Source organism: Paenibacillus pabuli NBRC 13638 (assembly GCF_001514495.1).
In the GTDB taxonomy this organism is placed as follows: domain Bacteria; phylum Bacillota; class Bacilli; order Paenibacillales; family Paenibacillaceae; genus Paenibacillus; species Paenibacillus pabuli.
Map to the genome: position 1 here is coordinate 53,662 of NZ_BCNM01000026.1, position 21,446 is coordinate 75,107.

Consider the following 21,446-nt stretch of genomic DNA (forward strand, 5'->3'; position numbering starts at 1 on the left):
CGATGCTGCCATTCGCTAATTCAACAGACCTGCTCCATTCATGATAAACGGCACCATCCGCTCCGCCAAATCAGAAGGAGATTCCTGCCTGCCCTCCAGATTCCAGCGATAGGTCAAACCGTAGATGGACCAGCTTAACATCGTGGATACATATTCCAGCGGCTGTCTCTCCCTAGAATCCGAGTCCCTTGTAATAATCTGAAAAATGAGTCGCTCCAGTTGAGTCTTAATATTTTCTTCAAAGATTGGTGCAACGGACGCATACTTCTTGATACATTGGTTGCTTGAATCATGATAATTACATAAGGAAATAACAAGCTGTTTCACGGTCTCTTCCATCAAGGGTGCCTGCGTATCTACCATTTTGAGAACGTATTCTTCAAAGGCAAATGACAGTACGGTCTCCAGCAGTTCATACTTGTCCGCAAAATGGGCATAGAATGTTGCACGATTAATGGTCGCCTCTTGCGTGATATCCCGAATCGTAATGGAGTAGAAATCTTTATTATTCAAATGAGTCAGGAAGGCATTCTGTATTAATTGACGTGTTCGAATAACCCGCGGATCGTTTGGATTGGGGGAAATACACCGGACATATGCCTACTACTCCTTTTCTTTCAAAACTAATCTTGTTCCCATTATAAATATCTGCTGTTTTGTCAACAAGTGATATAAAACAATGCGACAATCTGCTGCTGTTTTCGCTTAAACTACATATTGGATAAATTGTCGGTTGAGAGACGACTCCATACCTTGCTACGATTGCACTCGTACCCCGCAAGGAGGTACACCATACAGGAGGTGCAATCCATTGAGTAATCATCAGCAAATCCAAGCCACAGATCTGTTTCAACCCTATACGATTCATCACTTAACGCTGCAATCCCGCATCGTCATGCCTGCCATGGGCCGTGCCTTTTCCCCCAATGGCGTGCCTGGACCGGATGTAGCCGCTTATTATCGCCGTCGTGCCGAGAATGGTGTGGGCCTTATTGTGACCGAAGGTACGGTTATTAACCATCCGGCTGCTACAAGCGAACCGAGAGTGCCTTTGTTCTACGGCGAAGAAGCATTAGACGGTTGGGCAGAAGTCGTCAGACAAGTCCATGAAGCCGGTGGTAAAATATTTCCTCAGCTCTGGCATATGGGCATGGCTCGTCCAGCAGGATCACAACCTTATCCCGAAGCACCCTCCATGGGCCATCAGGCATTGATCTGGAAGGTAATCTGACAGGCAAACCGATGAGTGAAGAAGAAATCACCCTCATTATTCAAGCCTTTGTCGATGCAGCGATTCAAGCCAAACAGCTTGGATTTAACGGCATCGAAATTCAAGGAGCACACGGTTACCTGGTCGACCAATTTTTCTGGGACAAAACGAATACACGGACAGACCGCTACGGTGGTGATCTGATCAAACGTACACAATTCGCCACGGAACTTATACAGGCCATCCGAACTGCCGTGGGTCCCGATTACCCGATTGCCATTCGTTTGTCGCAATGGAAAATGAGCGATTATTACGTCAAACCGTTAGATACACCGGAAAAGCTGGAGCAGTTTCTACATGTGTTGGTACAGGCCGGCATCGATATATTTCACTGCTCGACACGTCGGTTCTGGGAGCCGGAATATGAAGGGTCGGAACTTGGATTTGCGGGCTGGGTGAAAAAACTGACAGGCAAACCAACGATCGCCGTGGGCTCTGTCGGTTTGGATGATGAATTCACCAGTCTCTATACGGAAGGTAAAGGTGCAGGGCACAAGGATCTGGATGATCTTCTCCATCGGTTGGACCAGCAGGAATTTGATCTGGTTGCCGTTGGGCGTGCACTTCTCGCTGATCCGGCGTGGGCTGTGAAAATCCGAGATGGCCGTGTGAATGAAATTCAGGCGTTTTCGCCTGAATCGCTCGCTACGCTGTTATAATGAGCTATAATTGAACCAAAGTACTCGTCATCCCTGAACTGAGGGGCAGCGGGTATTTTGGTTATTTAGATGTTGAACAAGAAAGACGAGCAATATCGTCCAAGAATGAACCCTTCTTTTCATATTATACTGACATTAACTTACTAGAAAGAAGGTGCAGCAGGTGACTCGCGAAGTGCGAACCGTGGTCTTCGATACCAATCTACAGCTTGAAGCCTATCAATTCGAAGGCATTATGCAGAAATTCCCCAATCATTTTCATGACTATTACGTCATTGGATTTATTGAGCAAGGCAAGCGGCATCTCGTATGTAATAACGAAGAATATATCCTGAACACTGGAGACATGATTATCTTTAATCCGCATGATCCCCATGCCTGCGAGCAGGTGGACGGAAGAACCCTCGATTATCGCTGCATCAACATTCAGCCCGAGGTCATGCGCCAATATGTACAGGAAATCACCGGACGAGATTACTTGCCCCGGTTTACTTCTCCAGTACTTCCCCAAAGTGAACATGTTGCTTCCTTGCATGAACTGCACCAGATGATCTTGGAGGAGCAATCCGATTTCCACAAAGAAGAATTGTTGCTCTTCCTGCTGGAACAGCTGCTAAGAGAATATGCGGATGCTGAACCGCCTATTTCTGCTCAGGACGTCACGATTGAGATCAGACGCATATGCGAGTACATAGAGTCTCATTATATGGAGAGCATTACGCTAAACCAATTGGCCGAGTGGACAGGCATGAGCAAATATCATCTACTGCGTGTATTCACCCGCCAAAAAGGAATATCCCCGTATCGCTACCTGGAAACGATTCGCATCAACCAGGCCAAAAAGCTGTTGGAGCAAGGGGAACTCCCGATCGAGGTGGCTGCGCAGACTGGTTTCAGTGACCAGAGTCACTTTACGAACTTTTTCAAAAAACTGATCGGCTTGACGCCAAAACAGTACCGACGCATCTTCAACCATGAAGCGGATTCAAAGCGTGCAGCGGATCACATGTCATGACAAGTCAGAACAAAGTATCCACTGGGCATCTGCTGGCCTTACTTACGATTATGATCTGGGGAACGACGTTTATTTCCACCAAGGTACTGCTCATTGACTTCACCCCGGTGGAAATTCTCTTTTTCCGCTTCCTGATTGGCTATGTGGTGCTCTTCCTGATCTATCCGCGTTCATTGCGGGTTACTTCGTTCAGAGAAGAATTGCTGTTTATTGCAGCAGGGTTGTGTGGTGTGACATTATATTTTCTCATTGAAAATATTGCACTGGTATACACACTCGCTTCCAATGCAGGCGTCATCGTCTCGATTGCCCCCTTCTTCACTGCCGTACTTGCGCATTTCTTTCTGGATGGAGAGAGGTTACACAAGAGGTTTATCGTTGGCTTCGGCATTGCCTTGACAGGTATCATTCTGATCGGACTGAACGGCAGTTTCATTCTGCAACTGGATCCGCTGGGAGATCTGCTCGCATGTATAGCCCCTGCCGTATGGGCCATTTATTCGGTACTCATGCGCAAAATAGGCGAGCTTCCCTATCACACCATTGGAGCTACACGTAAAGTGTTTTTCTATGGGCTGATGTTCATGCTGCCGGCCTTGTTCCTGTTCGAATTCCACTTCGATCTCGGGCGCTTCGCCAACATGGCCAACCTCTCGAACGTTCTGTTCCTTGGACTGGGTGCCTCTGCCTTATGTTTTGTGACCTGGAACCGGGCAGTGAGTCTCTTGGGAGCCGTCAAAACAAGTGTCTACATTTATCTGGTGCCTGTCATTACCGTCATCGCTTCTGCCCTGATTCTATATGAACGGATTACCTGGATCACGCTGCTGGGAGCTGGGTTAACGTTGGTTGGATCGTTTATTTCAGAACGGAAAGTGCGAAGCAAAGCCTCTACCAGCATGCTACCAGAGCTGCAGTAGGCTTCAGTAGGGTATGGTTGGTTCACGTCCGGAACTACAGCATCGTAATGATTGTGCATATTAAGTTGGATAAAGCTCATTAAGTCTTACAGTCAAAAGAGGCATTAATCCAAACGGATTAGTGCCTCTCTTCCTTCTTCATTTTGCGGGTACATCGATTGGATTCGAATTATTCCTAGTTCAACATGGACAGAAGGTTCTCCAGCTCCTGCTTCTCCAGATGTCTCCACTCCCCACGTTCCAGCTGATCCAGTGTAATATTCATAATGCGAATACGCTCCAGCTTTAACACTCTGTACCCCAGGGCTTTGCACATTCTGCGGATTTGCAGATTTAACCCCTGAGTCAGGATAATACGGAATACCTCTTCACTTTGCTTGTAGACCTCACATGGCTTGGTTACCACGTTCAGAATTTCAACGCCTTGGGACATGGCCTGCAAGAATTCGTCCGTCACAGGTTTGTCCACGGTGACCACATATTCCTTCTCATGGTTATGCTCCGAACGCATCATCTTGTTCACAATATCTCCATCGTTGGTAAGCAAAATCAAACCCTCGGATGCTTTATCCAACCTGCCGATCGCAAAAATACGTGAGGGATAATTCACATACTGAATGATGTTGCCCTTCACCTGTTCCGCTGCCGTACAGACGATACCCATCGGTTTATTCAGAGCAAGGTATACAGGCTCGCTATCATTAAAAGGAATTTCCTCGCCATCAATGAGCACGATATCCTCTGGTTCTACATCCGCTCCTTTCTCACAGACTTGGCCATTAATCGTGATGCGACCGGCTGCAATTAAACGGTTCGTTTCCCGGCGCGAACAAAATCCCGTCTCACTTATGTATTTGTTAATACGCATGTTCCACCACTTCTCATCTACTGATTTCCAATCCATATCATCTCATTTATAATGGAACGAAGCAACGAGCCGTTATACCAAAGGTACATAGGAAAGCCAATACGCACTCTGGAAGGAGCTATCCATGGACAAAAAAAGCATGAGAGTCCTGAAAAAGTTATATCAGCATGCGAATGGTACTTATGATAGGGAACGCGAAGTTATGCTCTATCAAACAGATACACTTACTCCTGCTGAACAGGATGTATTGATCACAAACGGCTGGGTCGCTAATGATCTGAAATTGATCCGTCATGATGATATTATTCAACAACTCATTGCTCTACAGCAGCATTCGAGTCTTTCCTGGTCCACGGTTACCCAAGCATTTATTGCAGGTGTCGGGGGCAGTTATCCACGAGGCATCTCTACGCTCGCAAGCTACCATCTGATGATTCATTTACAGCCGCATGCTTACGAAGAGGCGGAACGCTTCCTGGCTTGCAACGTTTGCGGTTTCAGTCATAGCGATGAGTGCTGGAAGAATCTATCCAACATTCGATATGCTCTCCACCAGGGTTATGATTATAGTGGGACAAGCGTAGGTACCTACGCCGATCTAACGGAGTTAATCGGGCTATTTGAACAGGGACACGTGACTCCAACGATAGAGGATATCACCACATTCAATCAACTGCTTCGCATGCTGGATCAGGCTGGGGACGAAGAGTCTCCAGGGAAATTTGAGAAACGGCTAACAGCGGAAAAATTGGTTAAAGGTCACGCCGGAATTCGCCGCAGTATCCTTCAGGCGCTGTCCCGGGTAGGTGTACTGCCCAATCAGGTTCTCTCATTAAGTCCTGATCATTGGACAAACAACGAGGAGATTCTAAATGGTGAGTTATTGCTTAACAATACCAAAGGTCGTTCCGATATGGAGATGCCTTGGGCGGGCTGGCAAGGTAAACTTGGCGTCAATTGGGACATCGCACGCAAGCTGTTTGGGGACGCGATTCAAATTTAAGATTAAATATGTATTTTCACGAAGTGGTCCTGATTAAGTCAAAATGTTTCCCGTCTAAACAGACAGGAAACATTTTTTTTGTTTTATACATCTATTTACCTGTTTAATCACAGGCGATAAGAATGCTGCTTAAACCTTTTGATTTTTCCAAGCCGGTGTTGCCTGATGTTGAATGATTCATCTATCGTTTCGACACGAAATCGATTTAGGAAAAATAGGAAACCGAAAATTAATTCGTTTCGTCAAAACTTAACAATATTTTACAATAAAAAGCATGTACAATTGCATAATTATGGTATAAGTTATATACGAAAGAAACATTTTTTACATAATATAAAATTTATATCCATCTTGGGAGGCTAACTGATGAGAAGAATTTTCGCTTTAAGCTGCGGTTTTTATCTATTAATCGGCATAACCAGCGTGGTCATGGGGGCGCTTTTACCCGTTCTGCTGACACACTATGAGCGCGGTTACAGTGATGGCGGGTTTTTGCTATTTTTGCAATTCCTCGGTTTTCTTGTCGGGGTGCTTGTCGCTCCTTCCATGACTGCCCGTATTGGCAGAAAATCCATGCTGTTGATTGCTTTAATCTGCATTGTTGCTGCCTATGCCGTTCTTGGATTATTGCCATCCTGGACCGTGGTTCTTCTACTAACCATCCTCATAGGCTTCGGGTCAGGCATCATTGAACCCTCCGTAGGTGCGTTTACGATAGAATTCACCGAGAATCAAAAAGCGGTTGCGATGTCCAAGCTTGATGTGTTCTTCGCCCTGGGCGCACTCCTCATTCCGGCAGTTGCTGCCTTATTCATCTGGCTGAACCAGTGGCATCTCACATTTTATACCGTATCCCTTATATCGATTGTGCTTATGTTACTGTGGGTCACCATGCCCGAGTCCGCAGCAACTTATCTGAAGCAAGCTGGTGCAAATACTGCTGCACATCCAACTGGCCGAGCCCAATATTCCAAAAAACATCTCGGATTACTAACTATTTTTGTTATCTTTTTCTTCATCTATATGGGACTGGAACTTGGCCTGATGAACTTCTTGCCTTCCATCCTCGTTGAACGCTTGCAGCTTCAGGAATCCGTCGCCTCTCTCAGTGTATCCATCTTATGGATCGCAATGATCATCGGTCGTCTTTTCTCCGGAAAAATTGCAGAAGCCGTCAACTATATGCCTTTCCTGATCTGGAGTACGGTGGGTACACTTCTCTTCGCTGTTGCCATGGTGTTCGTGACAGGCCAATGGGCAACGTACCTGCTGATCTTTGGAACCGGACTATTCATGTCAGGTCTGTTCTGTATTGCTCTGGTCTATGCAAATATTCTGATTCCCGGCATGACTGAACGAACAACCAGTATTCTGATTGCATCCGGTGGTATTGGCGGTGCCGTCCTGCAGTATGTAACCGGCTGGAGCATGAGCAATTGGCCTGTTGTCAATACGATCTGGATCTTGGCCGCATTTTGCCTGATTCTACTCTTCACGCTTATACTCTCTCATCTCTGGAATGTAAGGAACAGTAGCTTAAACAGAACTCTCGCACACCAAGGTAAGGAGATTTAAACGCGCTGCTTTTGAGAGGGGTGATGCCTGCGTAATCCGGATTGATGAGCTTTGTTAAGGCTAGTACATTACATTATGGAGGGAATCGTATGCAAACTTTAACCAAAAACCGTTTCAGAACCGGAAAAGGGATTAAGTTGATTGACGATTCAGGCGTTGAATATCTGGATGGCGTATCCGGAACGTTCAATCTGTCACTGGGCTACAATCACCCACATGTCGTAAGCAAAATTCAGGAACAAGTCGGCAATCTGACGCATATGTCTTCCTCCTTCACTGAACCTTATGTGGATGAAGTACTCGATCATCTGATTGAATACGCACCAAACGATATTAACGCCGGATGGATGCGGGATATCACAGGTTCAACGGCAAACGAATGTGCGACTAAAATTGCTCAGAAATATACCCAGTCCACAGACATTATTAGCCTGTACCTTTCCCATCATGGTCAGACCCAGTTTGCGACCGGTATTTCGGGAAATGCCTTCCGGCGGAAACGGTTCCCCAATTCGGCCGTTGCCAACTCTGTTCATGTACCTGCACCATACTGTTATCGGTGCCCATTCAAATCTTCAAGCGGAGACTGCGGATATCAATGTGTTGAAGCAATCTCTGATGCTATAGAATATGCAAGCTCCGGCTCAGTCGCCTGCATGATCATTGAACCGATCCTCGGCAATGGCGGCAATATCATTCCTCCTGCTGGATATTTTAAACGCCTGCGTAAACTGTGTGATGAATACAACATTATACTGATTGCCGACGAAGTCCAGACGGGTATTGGTCGTACCGGGTACATGTTCGCCAGCGAACTGTTTGATATTCAGCCTGACATGATTACCCTTGCCAAAGGTCTCGGCGGAATCGGCGTGCCTGTTGCTGCGGTATTGATGCAATCCCGGCTGAACGTGCTGGAAAAGCATGAACATTCCTTCACTTCTGGAAGCAATCTGATCTCTGTTACGGCTGCCAAATCAACCTTGGAGGTTGTATCCGAACCGGGATTTCTGGATGACGTAAAACGTAAAGGCGAAATTCTCGGCGGGTTGCTGAACGATCTCGCGGTGAAGTACCCAAGTATTGGCGAAGCTCGCGGAGTCGGGCTGATGTGGGGATTGGAAATGGTTGGTGACAACAATGAACCGGATACAGATAAAACCAATGCCATTATTGACCGTGCCTTTACGGATGAGCACCTGATTTTAAGAGGTTCACGTTATGGCTTCGGCAATGTGGTCAAAGTCAGACCTTCCCTCACCACAACCGAAGACGAACTGGTTGAGATTGTGGAGCGGTTGGATTCAGTGCTTGCCAGCGTTCACTAAAACATTTCATGCAACTGTTCGAAGTGGTCGTTCCGGTTACGAATCGTTCTTATGATCGCTGTTATCCACGGATTTTCTTGAATTCCCTTTCCCGAGGGGAAAATCCGTTGATAGGGTATGCTTCCGAAGCAGCTTTCTTTCAGAAAGCTTTGAGGCGAATGCTTGCTTCTCCATGTTTGTTCTGTTCTCTTCGTTATCGTGTAATCTGAAATACAATTTTTATTATTATTATAGGGAGGTTATATCATGCTTGCATTGGTATACAAATCGGCTTGGGATGTATCATTAGAGGAGCGGCCTGTCCCGGAGATCACCAGGGATAATCAGGTGCTGGTTCGGATTCGGGCAACAGGTGTATGCGGTACCGATCTCGGTATCGTCAGTGGTAAATACCATGCGGTTCCTTCCGTCATTCTCGGGCATGAGTCTGCCGGGGAAGTCATTGCAGTGGGCTCTGCTGTAACTACGCTCCAACCGGGTGACCGGGTTGTCATCGATCCAACCTACTACTGCGGACAATGTGACATGTGCAGAACAGGCAGACAAAATCACTGCACACACAAATCGGTTACGGAGACAGGTGTGAGTGCTGACGGTACATTTACGGATTATTATGTAACCGAGGATCGCTTTTTGTATAAATTGAAGGACCATGTGAGCTATGAGGAAGCGACCCTAACGGAACCGCTGAGCTGCATGCTTACGGGTATTAATCAGATCCAACTGCTGCCGAATTTCAGAACTATTATTCTCGGCGCGGGCCCGATCGGCATTCTGTACAGCTATGCCCTCGCTTCCAAAGGTGTCACTGGCTGTCTCGTCGACATCTCCGAAGAACGTCTGGCTATTGCAGGTTCAATTGCACCGGATCGCTGGGAAGTTCATTCATCCTTTGAAAATGCGATAGAATCGCTGGCACCCACAACCAATCAGGTTGATATGATTGTGGATACGACAGGCGTGGTGGGCACACAAGTGCTTTCGCAGCTCGCCAGCGGCGGTTATCTCATGCTGGTTGGTCTGAGAGATGGAAACACATCGTTTAATCCAAAAGAAGTTGTGGACCGCAGTCTGAAAATTATTGGCTCCATCGACTCCCTTGGCACATTCGCAACAGCACATTACATGATTGAGCAGCAGATTATCCCGGCGAAAAAAATTATCACCCACTCTTTCCCGTTGGAGGATTACGAAGAGGCATTCCGCACACTCGGCTGCGATATTCAGGGGCGCACACTTCAAGCTTCATCACATGCCATCAAAGTGGTGCTGCAATCCAGCGGCTCCAGTATCTAAAGTAGTAGCAAGTTAATCATGATTGAGATAAATTAGAGATCATAGCTTACAGAATCCTGGAGGAGGAATACAACATGGTAGCAAACAAGGAGTTTGATGGGCTGGGAGAGTCGAAAGATGACAGCATTCAGGCAGTCATTTTTGACATGGATGGCGTACTGATTGACAGCGAACCGATTTATTTCGAGATTGAGCGCAGCTCTTTTGCCCATTTTGGCGCAAAGATGACGGAGGCGGAACATCACACCTATGTTGGCGTTACGCTGGAATCGATGTGGCGGCAAGTGTTGGACAAGCACCAGTTGACGGCTACCGTGGAAGAAGCCCTCGCCTACCATCAACATAATGTGATGCAGACGATGCTGGCTCACCCGAAGCTGACGGCCATGCCTTCCGTGGAACGCTGGTTAAGCTGGCTGCATGAGCAGCACATTCCGATAGCCGTTGCTTCTTCCTCTCCACGTGCACTGATCGATCTGATCATGGACAAGACTGGACTTGGAAAATACTTTGAGGTCCGAATGACGGGTGAGGAGGTCGCAAACGGCAAACCGGATCCGGATATTTTCCTGACTACAGCTGAAATGATTGGAGCTTCCCCTTCGAACTGTCTTGTCATTGAGGATTCGCGCAATGGTGTTCAGGCCGCCAAAAGTGCAGGCATGCGCTGCATCGGATACCATAATCCGGGATCAGGCGACCAGGACTTATCCAAAGCCGATCTTCAGATTTCCAGTTACGATGAGTTATGGACGCTGAAAGATACACTTCCGTTGGAAGGCCGCGCGCCAAGCTTGTCGGAGCTGCGCTGAGAAGATCATAGGTCTGGTATGAACATACAGGATTAGCAAATAAAACAACCCAAACGGCTTCAATTCCTTGGAATTGGAGCTGTTTGGGTTTTGCTTGCTGCAATGGGTGTTGCCTGAGGACACATGCTGTAATTTAACTAAACTGAAATATCCAGACTGCCACCCAGATTGGGATGAGGAGCCGGAAGCGACTTTAACATTTCCGTCAATTGCTGGCCTTGTTGCTCTGCCATGTCTTTGGACATAGACATCACCTGCAAGCTCGCTGTTTGTGTTACGGAAGCCTGGCTCATGGCCATTGATAATGCTGCAATATCCATACTCGTACTCCTTTCGCTATCTTGTCATTGGGTGTACTTATTATATATCGGTCGGAATGGATTAATTGTTAAAGGCTCGGTTAAAAATGCAAGAAGAACATCCCTTCACTCATACCCTCCCTCTGCTTCGGGCAGTTCTTTATAGGCTTCTTTGTTTTCGACGATCTGCTGAATAAACTTTCGCAGTTTCAATAACTGATCTGCCTCGTTTGTAACATCACAATGTTGATCCGACCACATAAGAGACTGGATTGCTCCATCCACAGTCATTTGCCAACTCTCTTCATTATAAGGTTCTTTTGAACAGTATGAACCGGTTAATGCAACATCTTGCATCCCCATTACATTGATCTCATACATCTTTTTATAGATGCTGCGCATCTCTTCTGTGGTCAAGGCGATGTCTGCCGTGGCAGTTCCCTTAATGATGAGATCCTTAACAACCTGATCTTTATAGGTGTTTATTTCATTTTTTCTCACCTCACCATACCCGAAACGAACCATAAAATTGAAATCCTCAGGCATTTCTTGGGGCATAGCATTGGGTATAGGAAGTTGATTGGTTTTCGAATTGCAGCCGCTGATAATACACAATAATGTGATGAATATTAAACATAATCGTTTCATCTCCACACCCCTTGCAAATGTCTTCATACCTCATAGACGGGACTAACCTCCTATTGTTGCTCAGTCCGAGGAAATTATCACAAACAACTGAACAAAAACAACCCAAACAGCTCCGATTCCATTGAATCGAAGCTGTTTGGGTTTGCTTGTGTACTAGCTTGTATACTAGCGAATGCCTTCAAACTCAGGCATGCCCACGCCATCATGCATACCGCACCATGAAAGCTGCCAGCGGCTCGAAAAGCCTTGAAGTACACGCTTGTTTATCTTGGGAGTAGCCAGACGATTTTCTAAGAAACCTAGGACGTCTTATTTGGACCCGAAACAGTCTTTTTCAAATGTAAGGAACACCCGACACGTTATTTTCTGGAATCTTCCCCAAAAAAGCTACAAACGGCTCCAAATTCCGATATAACGTGTCTCTAGTTCATTAGCGCTCACCACGCTTCTTCCCCACACCCTCTTGCTCTAATTGCAAGTGAGAGAGAAGAAAGCGGATAACGAACCCGTATACCGCCGAAGCGAAAGTCTTCGAAACAAAAGTCTCCGAGGAGAAAACCCACTTATATAGCGCCTCTATCGCTTGCTCGCACACTCAAGGCACATTCTCGCCCACTTAGGTTAGTGAATATTCGCACGATCTTGTACACTACACCTCTGAAAATCTAGTAATTCATGATCTAATGCGAATTTCTTCATTTTATCCAGCACCTTTTCAGATGCAATCATGAAGGGGTTATTTAACAATTCCCAAATACGGCATACCTTCAAGTTTTGCTCTTCATCTTCACCAATACTCACAGGTACGGGGATGAATCCACCAAGCAGACAAGCCCAGAATGCGACTAAAAACTGTTTGTTTTCTTGGATTTGAAAAATAATCTCTTGTTTTGGTTTCATGCCGATATCTTGTAGATGACCCAAATAACCTTGTGCTTCATTGAATAATTGATGGTATGATATAAAATTTTCACGTTTGTCTGCGTCGATAAAACGAATACCACGGTCCGTTATTTTACTTCTGTCGTGGATGACATCCACTAATGTTAGAAACTGATTAGTATACATATCTCTCCTCCAAATGGATCATCTCTATCATGCTTATCTAATTAGTTACACATGCTTTCAAGTAAAATTTTACCATATAAATATATGTCATTTCAATCAATTTATTGTTACTATATGGTAAAATATAGAGATTAAAAGGCTCGTTTTTTACATATTTATGACAAAACGTCTGTACCTCCAATAACTTCTGAAGCATCAAACGACAAAAAAGGCCACCTTTAATGAGGCAGCCTGGCGCTATATTATAGATCTTGTGTGAGAACAGATAGGGTACTAGATTGCATCAATCAGTGTACTTGCATTCATTGGAGTTTGTTTTGCTGTGAGAATGGAATCGCATACCTGTAGAGTATCATTGATCTCTTCTTCACTGAGTTCATATCCATTCTTTATTTGTTCCTTTACCCGTTGTAATTGATGAAACAAAGGATCAACCGTTTGGGTATATGATATTGAATCTGGGTTGTAGTTGCGTGAGATGAATGCAGTTACCATTATCTTGGATAACCACGTTTTACGAAGCGTTAACAGCTTATTTTTTCTTTCACTGGTATTCGTTAGTATTAGTAAATCGGAAGGCTGACTTAGAGAATAAGGGATAATACGCTTCGTTATTTTACTCATAAGACTAACTAACACATGTTTTGAACCCAGCTCTATAACTTCAGTAACCCCATTTTCAAGCAGATAGTGCATAGACTCTGACCATCGTACAGGCATAGTCATCTGCATATTCAAGTATTCCGCGACAGATAGATCAGACTGATAAGGTGCTGCTGTAACATTGGAAATAATCGGAGATTTAGCAGGTTCATATTGATTTTGGTCCAGTTCAACTTTGAATTGTTCTGCTGCGCGCTGCATCATAGGCGAATGATAGGGACCACTCACGTTGATATAAGCGTGTTTTGCTTCCATGGATTCTGTCCTTTTTATAACTTCCTGTATGGAGCGACGATGTCCAGAGATCACAAACTGCTGGTCGGTATTTATACAAGCTACGCAGACAGGATGCTCGCTCGTGGAAACTTCTTCGCATATTTTTTGGAGTGTATTTAATGGAATGTGTGAGATCGCCGCCATGGTCCCTTGCTGATGTGGGTCTGCATTGTGCATAATGATGCCTCGTTGTCTCACAAGTTTAATAGCGTCATGAAAAGAAAGAACACCCGCGCATACCAGAGCTGAATATTCTCCCAAACTATGTCCAGCCAAATAAGCAGGTGCCACACCTATTTCTTGCATATACACCTGATAAGCGATGACACTAACGGTTAAAAGTGCAGGCTGAGCGTTCATCGTCATTGTTAAATCATTCATGCTGCCTTCAAAACATAACTTTCTCAAATCAATAGAAATAGCATCACTGGCTTCTTCAAATAACTTCCTGGCTTCTTCAAAATGATTCCAAAAGCCCTTACCCATTCCAACCATCTGAGAACCTTGTCCCGGAAACAACAGAGCTACATTACTCATCCGCAACCTCCAAGTATTCAATTTTAAATTTCATATACACACGCTACTTTAAAACCAATAAATCCCTTGTTTGCAAAATTTATAATAAACTTTCATTGGGAGTTATGCAATAATAAAGTCAAAAGGAGGGTCATCTATTTCTATGGACGGAAAAAAATTCGTGATTCTTTTTGGGCTCCTTGTTGGCCTCTGTGTCGGAACATTTAGTGTTGTTCTTTACTGGATCTTGTCTGTAGTCTGAGTACTAATGCAAATAGACACCTCCGTTAAGGAGATGCCTCTTCCTTTCTGATCTGATCATTCAAGACTCTTATCCTCAGAGAAACGGATTCCTCTTTATTTCAGATCCGATTTTTTCGCTCACTTCGTTCTCTGTATCACTCAACATTTGATCTGAAGATGGTACAGTTGAATAATCGTCCTGTAATACAATTACATACATCCCCTTACCTGGAATCCTAACCTGGCATACAGAATTTTCTTTGTTCATGGTGATCAGCTGCTCCATTAAGTCTGATGCCGTTATAACTTCTTTCATCCGAATCCCCTCACCTTTCTACGGATTTACACCTACTGCGAACGGACGTGCCCCCACCGGAATGGTAGCAATCACCGTATTTGTTTCGCCATCGATCACAGAAATGGTATTGTCATCTTGATTGCTTACATAAACTCGATTGGTTAACGGATTGGCGCCCGCCCCGTTTGGATTAATCCCGACCGGAACAGTAGCAATCACCGTATTGGTTAATCCACTAATTACTGAAACATTATCCGTATCTCGATTGGGTACGTAAATAGCGTTTGTGGAGGTATTAACCGCTACTTCAGCTGGCGTAACGCCGACTGGAATGGTATCAATTACGGTATTCGTCACACCATCAATAACGGAAACCGTATTACTGGTAAAATTCGATACATAAATACGGTTGGTGGCTGGATTGACACCTACACGGAATGGATTGACCTGAACGGGTATCGTAGCAATCACTGTATTGGTTACTCCATCGATCACAGATACAGTATCAGAATTAAAATTAGCTGCATAGATCCGGTTGGTTAAGGAATTGACGCCTACTCCAGTTAAAAAATTGAGCCCCGGAATAGTGATAGCATCAATCACCGTGTTGGTCAATCCGTCAATGACGGTTACATCTTCAGTTGTGTCCAATGAATTAAAATTTGCCGTATAAATGCCATTGGTTGCTATATCGACACCTACGTCACTTGGCTCATTCCCAACCGGAACAGAAGCAATCACTGCGTTGGTTACACTATTAATGACGGAAATGGTATTACTGCTTCTGTTTGCGACATAAATACGACTCGTTAATGGATTGACGTCAATCCCTGCAGGATTCGTTCCCACAGGAATGGTAGCAATCACCGTATTCGTTTCGCCGTTAATGACGGAAACATCGTTACTATTGAAATTGGCTACATAAATGCGGTTGACTGATGTGTTGTCCTCCTCTATTTCAAGTTCGGAAGAGACTAATCGATGGGCCGCGACAAGCTGCCCGGATGCATTTTTGCCCCACACGGAAATCTCTGTTTGCTCTATAGCTACACCTTCTATTGTAAAGACGAATTCAAACGCATCAAGATCGGCGAAATAAGTCCTTGTCACAACTTGATCCGGAGCAATGGATATTTGCTCGCTAACATATAAACTCCTCGTTAAGGTCAAGTTATAACCTTGTATCAAAGCAACGGAACCTTCCAGAGAATTCCTGTTATCGATTTTAACTGTAACTTGTTGAGTTGGCCGAACATCGCTGACGGCATTATTCTCAATAGGTCCGGTTGACAAAATGGCCATTTCGATAATCTCCTCCACTTAGATGTTATGATTCAATCTCAAGGCTTACGCACTAAATAAAAGTGATCAGTTTAAAGCAAAATAAAGACCCTGCAATTAATATATGCAGGGTCTAAAATAAGGTTTGGGATAAAAGGAGTGCGTATACCCGTCTTGGCATCTCAACTTGGTTTTATAGTTAGATAGGATTAGATTAATCCATACTTCACAAAACTGTGATACAGCCCATCCTCTTCCACTGTTCCGGTGATATCATCTGCAATGGCTTTGAGTCCTGGCTTGGCATTACCCATTGCAATTCCTACAGCACAAAACTCCAGCATTTCGGCATCATTCATGCCGTCCCCGATGGCGAGTGTATCTTCACGCGACATGCCCAAATGTTCCAGCAAATCTGCGATGGCAATCGCTTTATGAATACCCGGAATCATCAGTTCACCACTCCCTTCACCGAAGACGGGAACTGTGCATTGAATGACTTCAAATTTGCCTTCAAACTCCTGCTTAATCCGCTCAAATGGAACAACAGGGCTTTCCAGAAAACAAACCTTGTTTACGTCATCCTTATACAAATCAGCTTCGCCATACGTCAATCCGGTAATAAAAGGATGGGGCTTCTGTTCCTTCTTCGCTCTGGCAGCGGGATCATTCTCCACATCCCCATAGATGCGACGTTCCAGATGCGGTTGAAGATGGCTGCTTGCGTACAAAGCCGAATTGGATTCCAGGTAGAAGTCAATCTGGTGTTCATTAAAGAAATCGACCATATGCCGTACATCTTCAGCCGTTACCTTTTTGTGATACAGTACGTCCTGACCGAACTCTACATAACCACCGCCCGCACCAATCAGACCGTCAAAACCTACGTCCCAGATTGAATCATAGATTTCTGCCTTGGATCGGCCTGTACATAAATAGAGCAGATGTCCATTCTCACGAGCCTGTTTACAAGCCTGTGGTGCAGACAACGGAATGCTGCCGTCATCGTCTACCAGGGTGCCATCAATATCTATAAAAACAATCTTTCGCTGCATCATCTTCATCTGCACTTGCCCCCAGTGTGTATTTTGCTGTTATGTTAAAATATTCATTCTAACCCAGACATCTCTTTCTCCAATAATCCGGCAAAGGCATCTGCAAAATAGTAATATTCATCTTCCATTCTCCAATAATTCCAATGGTCACTTACATGCCAATTTGTCCATATGCACCGTCTGCCAATCATCATCCTGCTCCACAACAACGACATATCCCTGACGTTTCCAGAAATCGACCGCTCCCGGCAAGAAGCGATGTGTATGTAAGTAAAGCGTTGTATAGTGCAGTTCGGCCACCACGTTCTCCAGTTCTCTCACAAGAAGTGAACCGATGCCGTACCTGCGATATTCTGAATCCACATAACATTTCACAATTTCCGCCGCAGACTGTGCAGGATATCTTCCTGATATTGCCTCGATGCGCCCATCATATGGCAGGATACCAACGGAACCCACAATCCGGTTGTCTTCCATAACTGCAACAAGAAAGACAGCATCGGCTGAATCCACATAATGTTCTTTGAATCGCTCCAGATCAACGGGTAATTTCCCATGGTCCATCATCGGAAACACTTCTCTGCGAACACGCATGGCAAAATCAATGGCATCATTTACTTGGTGCTCCTGAATAGCTATCACTCTCGGTTCGGTCTGATGCTGTGTCAAAAATTCCTCATTCCTCATCCTTGGATTCGAGCCCTTTTTCTGCTCTGTATACGAACCCATCTGAAATACAAGTTCGCTCTCTATTTACAATTCTACCGAATTAGTACTTTCCTATCAATCTATCTAAACTTCTATCCAAAATAGCAGAGAGCCCGCGCGATCTGATAGAGATCGCATACGATAAGGCGTGACATTAATAATTAAGAGGGGGAAGAACATATGTGGATATGGCTAGGAATCTCTGCCGCAACCTTCATAGCCATTGGGTACGTCTGTCGATATGCGGAAGATAAGCGTGCAGCCAAAAAGTTTCACCCCCATGCACCCAAACAGCTGTTAATCAAATTCAAGCAAGGTACAACAGCCGATGAGATGCACACCCTGCATCAGAAAGCAAAATGTAACGTAGCCGAAACGTACGAAGATCTGGGCTGGTATCGCATCGAATCAAAAAAGAAAATGCATCGCATGCTCAAACATTACAAGGATCACATGCTCATCGAACACGCTGAGCCCAACTATTATCTTCAGTCATCATTTACTCCAAATGACCCCTTTTTTCCCTATCAATATAACCTGCAAAAAATCAATGCTTCCGCTGCCTGGGATATTTCCCAGGGTAACAGCTCCGTGAAAATCGCTATCATTGATACAGGTGTACAGATGAATCACCCCGAGCTCGCTGGCAAGATCCTGCCCGGTTACGATTACGTCGACTACGACAATATTCCTGAAGATGGTAATGGGCACGGCACGCATGTTGCCGGCATCGCGGCCTCTATAACCAACAATGGGGTGGGCATTGCAGGTACTGCGCCGCTTGCTTCCATCGTTCCGCTACGTGTACTGGACAACAATGGACAAGGTACAACGGGCAATGTCGGAAACGGGCTTGTTTACGCCGCCAATAACGGTGTTCAAGTCGTTAACCTGAGTCTCGGTGGACCAAAGGGAGAAGCTTTTCTTCAAGCTGCCGTACAATATGCATGGGATCGGGGGGCTGTCATCATCGCAGCGGCAGGTAATGATAACACTTCATTTCCGATTGTACCGGCATCTTATCCGAACGTCATTGCGGTAGCTTCAACCAATCCTTCCGACCTCAAATCGAACTTTTCGAACTACGGCTCGTGGGTGGATATGGCCGCTCCGGGTGATTCCATCCTGTCCACATATTTGGGCGGTTCCTATGCCTATATGAGCGGTACATCCATGGCAGCTCCGCATGTAGCAGGCGTGGCTGCACTGCTCGCTGCCCGCGGCAAAACCAATGCCCAAATTCGCGATGCACTTTGCTTCGCTTCCGATCCCGTATCTGGTTCCGGTGTCTACTGGACCTATGGGCGACTGAATGCCTATCAGAGTCTTCAAGTGCCATAGCACACCTACATTCAATCATGATTGCACAGGGCTAGCCCTCTCCATGTTTCAAAAATTAATAAAACCAAGGAGCATCTGTAAGTTAGATGTTCCTTGGTTTGCTTGTAATTGATTTTAATTTAAACTTTTGCTGCCCAAAGTTCTATTTCAATTTTAATCTCTGGGAGACCTAGCTTCGTAATATATCCAATCGTCATCGCAGGATAATCATGACTAAATAATTGCTCCCACTCGCCATATAAGAAATCCCAGTCGATTTCCTCCGTTGCCCATACGTTTACTTTGATAATATGTTCAGCATCTAAACGCTCAGATTCGAGTACTGTTTTAATATTATTGAATGTATTCGTGACTTGCTCATTCAGACTGTCCGGAAAGTGCCCTCTACGATCTGCTCCAATTTGACCCGACGTCACGAATAACTCTGCATTCCTCGGAATTCTTGTAATATGCGTGTACTGTCCTACAGGAGCTGGCATATTCGATGGATTTTTTCTAGTAATTTTGTTAGTTTTCATGTTGATTACCTCGTCATTCTTAAAATTTTTCTGCGATATTCCCTAGTTTTCTTCCTAATTTGGGCACACTTCTCCCTTGGAATAGATTCTAGAAAAAGACAGCAGTGGAGTATCCATATCCCGAAGATATAAACGCAAGTGATTTTTTCTTCATGATTGGATGCTCCTCCCTTCTTAAGTGACAAGATTCTCTTGAATTTTTCATTATATATTAATCCACGTCCTGGATCAAATTCCATCTCTATAAGCAACAAGCAATCCCGTGTTAACGAGATTGCTCCGGATTCAATCTAAACAGCCGATACTTTGGGTCAGAAATATTGTGCCCCATTACTGGAAATGACCGCTTGGTACCAATGGAAACTTTTCTTTTTCACTCTGCGAAGTGTACCTGTTCCATCATTATTCCGGTCTACATAGATGTAACCGTACCTTTTTTTCATCTCACCAGTACCCGCACTGACCAGATCAATCGGCCCCCAGCTCGTGTAACCCAGAATCTCTACCCCATCCTGTATGGCTTCAGCCATTTCAGCAAAATGACTGTCCAAGTATGCAATCCGATAATCATCCTCAACGGTGTCATTATCCAGCAGAACATCTGTTGCCCCGAGCCCGTTTTCTACGATAAACAACGGTTTGCCATAGCGATCATGAAGTTGATTACATGTAATTCGAAGCCCTTTCGGATCGATCGTCCATCCCCACTCGGAAGCTTGAAGATACGGATTCTTCACTGAGCCAAATACATTGCCTTCGGTCGAATCCTTCAAAATGTCCGGGTCCGTACTTGTACAGCGACTGGCGTAATAACTGAATCCGATATAATCGACTGTATTTTGCATCAGAATATCTTCATCTTCCGGTTGCATATCAATGACGATCTCATGCTCTCTGAAGAAGCGCTTGGTATAACCCGGATAAGCTCCCTTGGACTGCACATCAATGAAGAAGAACGATTCACGATCCTTCTCCATCGCCTTCCAGACATCTTCGGGATTGGAGCTGTAAGGATAAACTGTACCTGCGGCGAGCATGCACCCAATCTGTGCACCAGGGATTATCTCATGACAAGCCTTAACCGCAAGTGCACTTGCTACCAATTCATGATGCGCTGCCTGATAAAGAACCTGCTCCTTGTTCTCACCTTCCTGCAGAACGATACCCGCTCCAATGTAAGGAAGATGCAGCAGCATATTGATCTCGTTAAATGTCATCCAGTACTTCACTTTATCCTTGTAACGATTAAACAGTGTTCGGGCATACGTTTCGAAAAAACCAATCATGTTACGGTTCTTCCACCCGCCATACGTCTCAACCAGATGTACAGGGACATCGAAATGACAGATTGTGACCACAGGTTTAATATTATATTTGAGCAATTCGTCGAAGACATCATCATAAAATTGCAGTCCAGCCTCATTCGGCTCCGTCTCATCACCATTAGGAAAAATCCGTGCCCAGGCTACAGATAGCCTGAAGCACTTAAATCCCATTTCCGCAAATAGCGCAATGTCTTCTTTGTATCGATGATAGAAATCAATCGCTTCATGCGAAGGATAGAATTCTCCCTCTTTGGGTTCATATGAGTCGAGGTTTCCCAAGGCAATAGGAAAGCGATTAGCCCCCGTGGGAATCAGGTCAACCGTAGTTAACCCTTTGCCCCCTTCCAGATAAGCACCCTCTAGCTGATTCGCTGCCGTTGCTCCTCCCCAGAGAAAATTCTCCGGGAAGGCAGTTGATTTTTCATACATATTCACGTCTACCTCCTATCCCTAATGAACGT

General features: G+C 45.0%; 19 protein-coding genes and 2 pseudogenes. 9 read left to right on the top strand and 12 right to left on the bottom strand.

The features are described from left to right. Nucleotides 1-15: 15 nt before the first annotated feature. On the bottom strand, nt 16-513 hold the full coding sequence (locus tag PPA03S_RS27500; RefSeq protein WP_062328272.1) for a TetR/AcrR family transcriptional regulator: 498 nt from the start codon (nt 511-513) through the stop codon (nt 16-18). A 298-nt stretch (nt 514-811) separates the two neighbouring features. Here PPA03S_RS27500 and PPA03S_RS27505 point away from each other — a divergent pair. The 3 genes and pseudogenes from PPA03S_RS27505 (at nt 812) to PPA03S_RS27515 (ending at nt 3,864) form a co-directional block, all read left to right on the top strand. Further along, nucleotides 812-1,929 (top strand): annotated as a pseudogene (locus tag PPA03S_RS27505) (NADH:flavin oxidoreductase). A 163-nt stretch (nt 1,930-2,092) separates the two neighbouring features. After that, nucleotides 2,093-2,944, top strand: a complete 852-nt coding sequence (locus PPA03S_RS27510) for an AraC family ligand binding domain-containing protein (protein WP_062328275.1) — start codon at nt 2,093-2,095, stop codon at nt 2,942-2,944. Continuing rightward, nucleotides 2,941-3,864 carry a DMT family transporter gene (locus PPA03S_RS27515; protein ID WP_062328277.1) on the top strand — a complete coding sequence of 308 codons (924 nt, stop codon included), beginning with the start codon at nt 2,941-2,943 and terminating at the stop codon, nt 3,862-3,864. The genes PPA03S_RS27510 and PPA03S_RS27515 overlap by 4 nt, the downstream gene beginning before the upstream one ends. Nucleotides 3,865-4,039: 175 nt before the next feature. On the opposite strand, the gene PPA03S_RS27520 is transcribed toward PPA03S_RS27515, so the two are convergent. Next, complete coding sequence (locus PPA03S_RS27520) at nt 4,040-4,732, bottom strand: pseudouridine synthase (RefSeq protein WP_062328280.1); 693 nt, start codon at nt 4,730-4,732, stop codon at nt 4,040-4,042. A gap of 124 nt (nt 4,733-4,856) precedes the next feature. Between PPA03S_RS27520 and PPA03S_RS27525 the strand changes: the two genes are divergently transcribed. The 5 genes from PPA03S_RS27525 (at nt 4,857) to PPA03S_RS27545 (ending at nt 10,746) form a co-directional block, all read left to right on the top strand. Next, nucleotides 4,857-5,735, top strand: a complete 879-nt coding sequence (locus tag PPA03S_RS27525; RefSeq protein ID WP_062328283.1) for a hypothetical protein — start codon at nt 4,857-4,859, stop codon at nt 5,733-5,735. 366 nt (nt 5,736-6,101) lie between these two features. After that, nucleotides 6,102-7,310 (top strand): MFS transporter, encoded by a 1,209-nt coding sequence (locus tag PPA03S_RS27530; RefSeq protein WP_062328284.1) that lies wholly within the window; start codon nt 6,102-6,104, stop codon nt 7,308-7,310. A gap of 89 nt (nt 7,311-7,399) precedes the next feature. Then, nucleotides 7,400-8,638 carry an aspartate aminotransferase family protein gene (locus PPA03S_RS27535; protein WP_062328287.1) on the top strand — a complete coding sequence of 413 codons (1,239 nt, stop codon included), beginning with the start codon at nt 7,400-7,402 and terminating at the stop codon, nt 8,636-8,638. 246 nt (nt 8,639-8,884) lie between these two features. Next, nucleotides 8,885-9,934, top strand: coding sequence for a zinc-dependent alcohol dehydrogenase (locus PPA03S_RS27540; protein ID WP_062328289.1), 1,050 nt, complete (start codon nt 8,885-8,887; stop codon nt 9,932-9,934). Nucleotides 9,935-10,008: 74 nt separating this feature from the next. Beyond that, a complete protein-coding gene (locus tag PPA03S_RS27545) occupies nt 10,009-10,746 on the top strand; it encodes an HAD family hydrolase (protein WP_062328293.1) in 738 nt (245 codons plus the stop codon). 137 nt (nt 10,747-10,883) lie between these two features. Here the strand turns inward: PPA03S_RS27545 and PPA03S_RS27550 are convergent, their stop codons facing one another. The 8 genes and pseudogenes from PPA03S_RS27550 to PPA03S_RS27585 all read right to left on the bottom strand — a co-directional run bounded on the left by PPA03S_RS27550 (nt 10,884) and on the right by PPA03S_RS27585 (nt 17,780). Further along, nucleotides 10,884-11,066, bottom strand: a complete 183-nt coding sequence (locus tag PPA03S_RS27550; protein ID WP_062328296.1) for a YjfB family protein — start codon at nt 11,064-11,066, stop codon at nt 10,884-10,886. A gap of 105 nt (nt 11,067-11,171) precedes the next feature. After that, nucleotides 11,172-11,720 (bottom strand): hypothetical protein, encoded by a 549-nt coding sequence (locus tag PPA03S_RS27555; RefSeq protein ID WP_062328299.1) that lies wholly within the window; start codon nt 11,718-11,720, stop codon nt 11,172-11,174. A gap of 633 nt (nt 11,721-12,353) precedes the next feature. Continuing rightward, a pseudogene (locus PPA03S_RS27560) lies at nt 12,354-12,761 on the bottom strand (hypothetical protein); the annotation flags it as partial. A 273-nt stretch (nt 12,762-13,034) separates the two neighbouring features. Further along, nucleotides 13,035-14,237: an ACP S-malonyltransferase gene (gene fabD, locus PPA03S_RS27565; RefSeq protein ID WP_062328306.1), complete on the bottom strand. Its 1,203-nt coding sequence runs from the start codon at nt 14,235-14,237 to the stop codon at nt 13,035-13,037. A 316-nt stretch (nt 14,238-14,553) separates the two neighbouring features. After that, nucleotides 14,554-14,775, bottom strand: coding sequence for a hypothetical protein (locus tag PPA03S_RS27570; RefSeq protein WP_062328309.1), 222 nt, complete (start codon nt 14,773-14,775; stop codon nt 14,554-14,556). A gap of 18 nt (nt 14,776-14,793) precedes the next feature. Beyond that, a complete protein-coding gene (locus tag PPA03S_RS27575) occupies nt 14,794-16,059 on the bottom strand; it encodes a beta-propeller fold lactonase family protein (protein ID WP_062328314.1) in 1,266 nt (421 codons plus the stop codon). Between the two features lie 188 nt (nt 16,060-16,247). After that, nucleotides 16,248-17,102 carry a Cof-type HAD-IIB family hydrolase gene (locus PPA03S_RS27580; protein ID WP_174532165.1) on the bottom strand — a complete coding sequence of 285 codons (855 nt, stop codon included), beginning with the start codon at nt 17,100-17,102 and terminating at the stop codon, nt 16,248-16,250. 138 nt (nt 17,103-17,240) lie between these two features. Then, nucleotides 17,241-17,780, bottom strand: coding sequence for a GNAT family N-acetyltransferase (locus PPA03S_RS27585; protein ID WP_068964272.1), 540 nt, complete (start codon nt 17,778-17,780; stop codon nt 17,241-17,243). Nucleotides 17,781-17,981: 201 nt separating this feature from the next. On the opposite strand from PPA03S_RS27585, the gene PPA03S_RS27590 reads away from it, so the two are divergent. After that, the gene (locus tag PPA03S_RS27590; RefSeq protein WP_062328317.1) at nt 17,982-19,142 is read left to right on the top strand and encodes a S8 family peptidase; all 1,161 of its coding nucleotides are present in this window, start codon (nt 17,982-17,984) and stop codon (nt 19,140-19,142) included. Nucleotides 19,143-19,261: 119 nt separating this feature from the next. Here the strand turns inward: PPA03S_RS27590 and PPA03S_RS27595 are convergent, their stop codons facing one another. Both PPA03S_RS27595 and PPA03S_RS27600 read right to left on the bottom strand, forming a co-directional pair. Next, nucleotides 19,262-19,660 (bottom strand): RidA family protein, encoded by a 399-nt coding sequence (locus PPA03S_RS27595; protein WP_062328321.1) that lies wholly within the window; start codon nt 19,658-19,660, stop codon nt 19,262-19,264. A gap of 311 nt (nt 19,661-19,971) precedes the next feature. Continuing rightward, nucleotides 19,972-21,414 (bottom strand): 6-phospho-beta-glucosidase, encoded by a 1,443-nt coding sequence (locus PPA03S_RS27600; RefSeq protein WP_062328324.1) that lies wholly within the window; start codon nt 21,412-21,414, stop codon nt 19,972-19,974. Between the last annotated feature and the right edge of the window lie 32 nt (nt 21,415-21,446).

Coding starts and splice junctions, on each gene's coding strand:
- PPA03S_RS27515 (WP_062328277.1), top strand. CDS start 2,941: ATGACAAGTCAGAACAAAGTATCCACTGGGCATCTGCTGGCCTTACTT.
- PPA03S_RS27585 (WP_068964272.1), bottom strand. CDS start 17,780: ATGAGGAATGAGGAATTTTTGACACAGCATCAGACCGAACCGAGAGTG.
- PPA03S_RS27600 (WP_062328324.1), bottom strand. CDS start 21,414: ATGTATGAAAAATCAACTGCCTTCCCGGAGAATTTTCTCTGGGGAGGA.
- PPA03S_RS27545 (WP_062328293.1), top strand. CDS start 10,009: ATGGTAGCAAACAAGGAGTTTGATGGGCTGGGAGAGTCGAAAGATGAC.
- PPA03S_RS27525 (WP_062328283.1), top strand. CDS start 4,857: ATGGACAAAAAAAGCATGAGAGTCCTGAAAAAGTTATATCAGCATGCG.
- PPA03S_RS27530 (WP_062328284.1), top strand. CDS start 6,102: ATGAGAAGAATTTTCGCTTTAAGCTGCGGTTTTTATCTATTAATCGGC.
- PPA03S_RS27590 (WP_062328317.1), top strand. CDS start 17,982: ATGTGGATATGGCTAGGAATCTCTGCCGCAACCTTCATAGCCATTGGG.
- PPA03S_RS27555 (WP_062328299.1), bottom strand. CDS start 11,720: ATGAAGACATTTGCAAGGGGTGTGGAGATGAAACGATTATGTTTAATA.
- PPA03S_RS27520 (WP_062328280.1), bottom strand. CDS start 4,732: ATGCGTATTAACAAATACATAAGTGAGACGGGATTTTGTTCGCGCCGG.
- PPA03S_RS27550 (WP_062328296.1), bottom strand. CDS start 11,066: ATGGATATTGCAGCATTATCAATGGCCATGAGCCAGGCTTCCGTAACA.
- fabD (WP_062328306.1), bottom strand. CDS start 14,237: ATGAGTAATGTAGCTCTGTTGTTTCCGGGACAAGGTTCTCAGATGGTT.
- PPA03S_RS27595 (WP_062328321.1), bottom strand. CDS start 19,660: ATGAAAACTAACAAAATTACTAGAAAAAATCCATCGAATATGCCAGCT.
- PPA03S_RS27540 (WP_062328289.1), top strand. CDS start 8,885: ATGCTTGCATTGGTATACAAATCGGCTTGGGATGTATCATTAGAGGAG.
- PPA03S_RS27535 (WP_062328287.1), top strand. CDS start 7,400: ATGCAAACTTTAACCAAAAACCGTTTCAGAACCGGAAAAGGGATTAAG.
- PPA03S_RS27570 (WP_062328309.1), bottom strand. CDS start 14,775: ATGAAAGAAGTTATAACGGCATCAGACTTAATGGAGCAGCTGATCACC.
- PPA03S_RS27575 (WP_062328314.1), bottom strand. CDS start 16,059: ATGGCCATTTTGTCAACCGGACCTATTGAGAATAATGCCGTCAGCGAT.
- PPA03S_RS27580 (WP_174532165.1), bottom strand. CDS start 17,102: ATGAAGATGATGCAGCGAAAGATTGTTTTTATAGATATTGATGGCACC.